Annotated in this window: 2 protein-coding genes and 2 pseudogenes; 3 read left to right on the forward strand and 1 reads right to left on the reverse strand. The window is 45.7% G+C overall.

Translation table 11 applies throughout. From position 1 onward, the window contains the following. Positions 1–139: 139 nt before the first annotated feature. The gene (locus JGK11_RS31900) at positions 140–1,585 is read right to left on the reverse strand and encodes an ATP-binding protein (RefSeq protein WP_293208915.1); all 1,446 of its coding nucleotides are present in this window, start codon (positions 1,583–1,585) and stop codon (positions 140–142) included. 268 nt (positions 1,586–1,853) lie between these two features. On the opposite strand from JGK11_RS31900, the pseudogene JGK11_RS31905 reads away from it, so the two are divergent. From JGK11_RS31905 to JGK11_RS31915, 3 genes and pseudogenes are all read left to right on the forward strand, one after another. Next, positions 1,854–3,074, forward strand: a pseudogene (locus tag JGK11_RS31905) (transposase). 139 nt (positions 3,075–3,213) lie between these two features. Further along, positions 3,214–6,252: a GAF domain-containing protein gene (locus tag JGK11_RS31910; RefSeq protein ID WP_293214379.1), complete on the forward strand. Its 3,039-nt coding sequence runs from the start codon at positions 3,214–3,216 to the stop codon at positions 6,250–6,252. 494 nt (positions 6,253–6,746) lie between these two features. Then, positions 6,747–7,046, forward strand: a pseudogene (locus tag JGK11_RS31915) (IS1 family transposase); the annotation flags it as partial.

Below are 7,046 nucleotides of genomic sequence, written 5' to 3' on the forward strand. Positions count from 1 at the left end.
GGGCAAATAGTCTCGTGCGGCCACAATTTGCTCAAAAAGCTACCCAAATAGTCAAGGATGGGTAGCTTTGTCCATAAATTAAGTTACAGTTCCTAACCCATTATCTGAGCCTAAACACCGACATATTTGCAATCGAAACTTACGTCGGTAAAACGATCGTAAACTCACTACCTTTACCCAACTTCGATCGCACCGAGATACTCCCACCCATCCCTTCTACCAACGTTTTGACGATCGCCAAACCCAATCCATGTCCGTCACTAGCTACTTGAATCCCAGCCTGTGGCAAGCGAGTCCGCGCTTCATCTACCCGATAAAAACGTTCAAAAATCCGACTTTGATCCTGAAGCGGAATCCCCACCCCCCGATCGCGTACCCGAATCATTGCCTGTCCGTCAAAACGATCGATACTCAAGATAATCGGTTGCTCTGCTGCTGAATACTTCACCGCATTATCGATTAAATTGATTAATACCTGTTGAAGCCTGTCTCGATCGGCAATTGCTTCGATACTGGCTGTCGCCTCGACACGGATCGCTCGATCGCTATATTTCTCCGTCATATGGGCGATTTCTGCTACCACATCATTGAGTGACAAACGTTCGAGATGGTAGTGTGCATATCCACTATCGGCTCGCGCTAAGTTCAACAAATCCTGAAGCAGTTGCACCGTGCGCTCGGCTTCTGATGCCGCTGTAGAGAGGGCTTCTTGCTGGTAATCGTTTAAATTGGTACTGCGGCGGAGGACGCTTTGCAAATAACCCACTACCACCGTTAACGGTGTGCGTAACTCATGGGAGACATTGCCGACGAACTGACGCTGATTTTCCAAAGCATCCGCCAGCCGTGCCAGCATCATATTAAAAGTTTGAGCCAATTCCTTGACTTCACTCGGAGCCTGAGTGAGTTGCAACTGGGCTTTGTTCAAATCTGCTGCCGAAATCGCCCCAGCAATCTGGCTTATTTCTTGCAACGGTTGAAGCGATTGGCGAATGCGCAAGGCGATCGCAAAGATGGTGGCGATGGTTGCCAAACAGCAGACGGCAGCTAGCCCCTGGATGGCGGCAATGAGTTGGTTTTGTTCTGATGTGACATCCTGTGCCATATAGACCTTGCCCAGGGGATTGTTCCGCGCTGTGACTGCCCCCCGATACAAAATTAGATAGCGATCGCCCACTGGGTACACCTGGGGTTTGAGCGGCATATCGGCGATCGACATCACTTCATCGCTCACTTGACTCGATTGCGCCAGAAGCTGCTTACCATCGGTACTTTTGACCCAAATTGCCAATCCGGGCACCGAGACATTATCGATCGTTTTTTGCAGCCCCGTGGCAACTGGCAACATCTCGCTATAGAGTTCGACATCGCGGGGAAACCGAGTAGCAATATACTCCACTTGCTGAGTATGTGTGGTAATCAAAAGCTGCTGCATTTTCCAGCTCGTCCACACCGCGACGCTGCTCAAGCCCAGAATTGACAGCAGCGAGATTTCTACGGTGAGCCGAAATTGCAACGATGCCGGATCGAAATGTTGCTGCTTGATTTTCTGGAGCTTCGCTCTAAATCTATCGATCGGTTGCATTGGAAAACCTTGTGGTGCAGTATTTTCAACCGAAATTGAGTGTCACTATTCTTATTTTATCATTATTGCGCTGACATCCTAGCCATAAATGATTTTGATCTAAACATTAGCTGAGAAATTCAAGAAATTATCCTACCAATTACTTATCATTTTCTCATGAGAAACTCTGTTTACCAGAAAAATGGGTTTAAAGCCCCGTCCTTTGAGGACGGCTTTACAAAGTGTCTTGACGGATTGTAAAAGGAATGTATAATGCAGCAAGGAGGTGATGCAACTGTTTAATCTGGCGTATGAGTTTAAGCTAAAACCAACAACGTCACAAGTTCCCATCTTTGAGGATTGGTTGGAGCAATGTCGCCGTGTCTACAACTATGCTTTGAGAGAGCGTAAAGACTGGTACAAATCTCGCAGTTGTCGGATTGACGCTTGTTCCCTTCACTCGGAATACATTATTCCAGCGGATACACCCAGACCGACCTATTCAAGCCAATGTAAAGCGCTAACTGCGTATCGAAAAAGCAGCCACCAACTAAAGCAAGTTCAATCGCAGGTGCTGCAACAAACTTTACGTCTCTTAGAAAAAGCGTTTGTCAGTATGTGGGAACAAGGACACGGATTTCCCCGCTATAAAAAAGTCGGGGCTATGCGTTCCTTCGTGTTCCCGCAGATGGGTGTTGGGGCGATTGAAAACTCAACGGTAAAATTGCCTGTTATAGGCAGTGTTAAATTTCGTCAATCTCGCCCCATTCCAAGCGGTGCAACAGTCAAACAAGCTAGAATCGTCAGACGAGCTTCTGGCTGGTTTGTAATGCTAACCTTGCAATGGGATGTCAGTGTACCGCAGGCAATGCCCCACGGTTCATTCCTTGGAATTGATGTCGGAATTCTTCACTTTCTAGCAACTTCTAGCGGGAAAACCTACCCAAATCCACGACCTTTTAAGACGCTCCAACGCAAGCTTAAATTGCTGCAATAGCGAGTATCAAGAAAAGTAAAAGGGTCAAAAAACCGAAAAAAAGCGCAAGTAAAAGTGAGTAATCTGCATGAAAAAATTGCGAGTATCCGCAAGGATTATTATTGGAAGTTAGCTCATGAGTTGTGCGACAGTGCAGGTTCAATGTTTGTTGAGAATTTAAACTTGGTAGGATTGGCTCGCGGTATTCTCGGCAAACATTGTTTAGATGCGGGATGGGGGCAGTTCTTCCAGATTCTTGAACAATGCTGCTTGAAGCGCGGGGTATTTTTTCTCAAGGTAGATGCTAGAAAAACCAGCCAGATTTGCCCGAATTGCCTCACAGAAACCGACAAGAAAGAACTGTCCGAGCGAGTTCATTCATGCGGACATTGCGGATATCAAACAGATAGAGATGTCGCAGCAGCACAAGTAGTCTTAATTAGAGGACTTGCAGCCGTAGGACATACGGTCAAGATGCTTTCCGAGGGTAAAGCGGTTGCGCTCCCGGTGACGAAAGAATCCCCGTCCTTATAGGACGGGGAGTGTCAATGGGTGTATTTTTGAGTCAGGTAGGCATTAAACGGCAAGCCAATTGTCGGCAACGAGTCGGTGCTGTCGATCTCGAACAATCGATCGAATCCAAAATGGGATTCAAAGGAATTTAGCAAGCACCATGATTGACTTTCCTGGCTACCAAGCGATTGAGAAATTCTACGAAAGCTCTAGATCGGTGCTGTACCGAGCGCGACGCTGTACGGATCTCGTGCCTGTCATCCTCAAAATATCGAATCGAGAATCTCAGTCACCCCAAGAGATCGATCGATTCCAGTTGGAATACGATATTTTGCGAAGCTTAAATATTCAAGGTGTAGTTACAGCTTACGCTCTAGAAACTTATCCAGAAAATTCTGTCATCGTCCTCGAAGATTTCGGTGGAAAATCTCTTCCAATGTGGCTGGTCGAGCGAACATTTAACCTAGTAGGATTTCTGAATTTAGCAATTAGGCTAACATCAATCTTAGGAGAAATTCATCAGCACAACATCATCCACAAGGATATTAATCCATCTAATATCGTCTTCAATCCCACCACGGGACAGGTGAAGATAGTTGATTTTGGACTCGCTACCATACTATCGCCAGAAAATCCCCTAGTTCGCGAGCCCAATTTGCTCGAAGGCACTCTTGCGTATATTTCCCCAGAGCAGACAGGGCGAATGAATCGATCGATCGATTATCGAACTGACTTCTATTCATTAGGTGTGACATTTTATGAATTATTAAGCTATCGACTGCCATTTGAAACGACGGATGCGTTAGAACTCGTCCACTGTCATCTTGCCAGAGAGCCACTCCCACTCCATCAAATCGATCCAGCAATTCCCCTGCCACTGTCCGATTTAGTGATGAAGTTGATGGCAAAAAATGCCGTAGATCGCTATCAAACTACCGATGCTATTTTGGTGGATTTGCAAGCGTGTGTGGATCGAATCGATCGAACTAGCAGTATAGCAGAAAAAGTTACCGAACTCGACAAAACCTCAACTATTACTAAGAATCACCTTGCTTCTACCAGTAACACTACCGGATCGGCAGCACTCGATCTAGCAGCACTAATGAAAGCATCTCAAGCACTTGCTGGCGAAATTGTGCTAGATAAATTGTTAGCAAAATTGATGACAATCGCGATCGAAAACTCTGGCGCACAGCGCGGCTGTTTGCTCTTGCAAAGTAATGGCGAACTAGAAATTGCCGCAATTGTCGAACCCCAAAACGTATCGATTTTACCAGCGATTTCCCTCGATAGTGAAGCTGGTAAAAATTTAGTTTCGCTGGCGATAGTCAATTATGTTGCAAGCACTCAGGAAAGCATCGTCCTCAATCGAGCCGTAACAGACTCTAGATTCGATCGAGATGCCTATATTCGCGCTCGTCAGCCGAAATCAATCCTTTGTACCCCACTGATTTACCAGGGTAAACGTGCGGGTATTTTATATCTAGAAAATAATTTAACGACAGATATTTTTACCCCCCAACGATTAGAAGTTATCCAGTTTCTGTCTACTCAAGCAGCAATTTCTCTCGATAATGCCCAACTCTATAACCAACTAGAATTGCGCGTACAGCAACGCACGATCGAATTGACACAAACGAACGACAGACTTCAATCCGAAATCTTAGAACGCCAAAAATCCGAGCAAATCCTCAGATCGATCGTTGAAGGTACCGTTTCCGCAACTGGTGTAGACTTCTTTCGATCGCTTGTCCGTTCCCTCGCCCAAGCTCTCGATGTCCGCTATGCCTTTATCAGCGAGTGTATGGATGCGCCACCTACTCGCGTGCGGAGTTTTGCCTTTTGGCAGGGAAATGAATTTGGCAACGAGTTCGAGTACGATCTGCACGGTACGCCCTGCGAGCGGATTATTGGTAGTAATAGCTATCAGTGTTTCCCCGCCCAGATCCAGAGCTTATTTCCTGAAGAAAAGGATGAATTGGAGGCAATGGAAGCACAGAGTTATGCTGGCATTCCATTATTGACTTCGATGGGCGATCTGTTGGGACATTTGGCGGTACTAGATGACAAGGAGATGGAATCTAACGAGCGCACGCAGGCAATTCTAGAGATTTTTGCAGCACGGGCGGCAGCGGAGATGGAACGTCTGCAAGTAGAAGATGCCCTGCGAGTTTCGGAAACCAAGTTCTCGACAGCGTTTCGCTCCTCTCCAGATGCGATCGCCATTAGCACCCTCAACGATGGTTGCTACATCGAAATCAATGATAGTTGCTTGCGGATGCTGGGATATCACCGCGAGGAAATGCTCGGACGCAGTACCCTGGAACTGGGGGTGTGGGCAAATCCAGCCGATCGAATCGCGATCGCCCAACAGTTGCAGCAACAAGGTACCGTCAGCAATCTAGAGATCTCGTTTCGCCGTAAATCGGGGGAGATTTTCCCGACGTTGTTTTCTGCCGAGGCGATCTACTTGGAGGACGAACCATGCTTATTAGCGGTAGCGGCTGATATTACTCTACTTAAACAAGCCGAAAAAGCGTTAGCTAGACTAGCCGAAATTGGCGAACTAGCCGCCACGATCGTCCATGAGGTACGAAATCCTCTCACTACGATTTTGATGGGCTTAAATGCCTTTAAAAAACTCCAACTCTCCGAGCGATTTCAAGAGTATCTAGCTCTCTCATTAGACGAAGCCGATCGACTGCAACGCTTATTGAGCCAGATTTTACTCTATTCCAAACCCCAGACACTCGATCGATCTCGACTGGAACTAAATAGCTTCATCTTAGAAACGTTAAGTACCTTACAAACTATCCCTGCGGCTTTGGGAAAACAGCTTGAATTTATCCCGATCGAACCGATTTATGTGTTGGTCGATCGAGATAAATTCAAGCAAGTAATCATTAATTTGATCGTTAATGCCTGCGAAGCAATAGATATCGGCGATGTTATTACCACTAAGCTCGATCGAACCGAACATCACCGCGTTTGTCTGCAAATTCATAATGGTACGCCAATTCCTGCCGATATTTTGCCACGATTGACACAGCCTTTTTTTACAACCAAAGCCAGTGGCACGGGATTGGGTTTGGCGATCGTCAAACGGATTGTGGAAGCTCACGATGGGGAGTTTAGGATTGAGTCGGGGGAGGAAATTGGATCGATCGTCACAGTGAAATTGCCAACTATGTTGTCTTAGAAATACCTCGAATACTATAGAACCCATTTGAGATCTTTGCTGGCGATCGGAGATCGTCAGCTAGAGACGTTTACACGGTTACAGTGACACTCCAGCCAAAGAAGATCGATCTTAATTTTATCTAACGGTTCGGTTCAGCGGCAACCAACTAACTTGAACGATAGACAAAAAAGTTTCGCTCGCCGCTGCAACCGAATTGTTATACAGATTTACCAGCATTTAATTCAAGTACAACCATCGCTATAACTTCCTAGCAGTTATACTGTAAGTCATTGGTATTTTAAATTTTTCCTGGGCGATGAGGTTTGGAAAAGCATTCCAATATTCATCTGAGTGTTCGCCAAGATACTCTATCATCAAACCCGCCTTCACGGTAGTGCCCTGAAGGAAAGGATCAGAGTAAGTTATAATTAGAAATAAGTGTTTGCCATTGCATGATCTGACATTAAAAATTCATTGTTGCCCTAATTGTGGTTCAGAAGAAGTTAGTCGAAATGGTCAAACTCGGCATCATAAACTTTCATTATAAATGCCGAGAATGTGGTCGTCAATTTGTTTTAAATCCAGCAGGTCAGCCTATTACAGAAGAACAAAAAGAATTAATGTCACGGATGCTACTTGAACGTATTTCTCAGGCAGGAATTGCTCGGGTACTTCAAGTGTCAGAAGATACAGTGCAGCGATACGTTAATAGCCAAGCGGCTGCTGTTAAGAAGCAAGTGGAAGTGACTCCCAAAGAAAAAAAGCGCTTGAATGTTCAGATGGATGAGTTATGGTCATTCGTTGATAGTAAA

This window comes from Microcoleus sp. PH2017_34_RAT_O_A (assembly GCF_020737885.1).
GTDB lineage: Bacteria > Cyanobacteriota > Cyanobacteriia > Cyanobacteriales > Microcoleaceae > Microcoleus.

What these genes read in the sequence shown, in the direction of transcription:
- JGK11_RS31900 (WP_293208915.1), bottom strand. Translation starts at nt 1,585, where the DNA reads ATGCAACCGATCGATAGATTTAGAGCGAAGCTCCAGAAAATCAAGCAG.
- JGK11_RS31910 (WP_293214379.1), top strand. Translation starts at nt 3,214, where the DNA reads ATGATTGACTTTCCTGGCTACCAAGCGATTGAGAAATTCTACGAAAGC.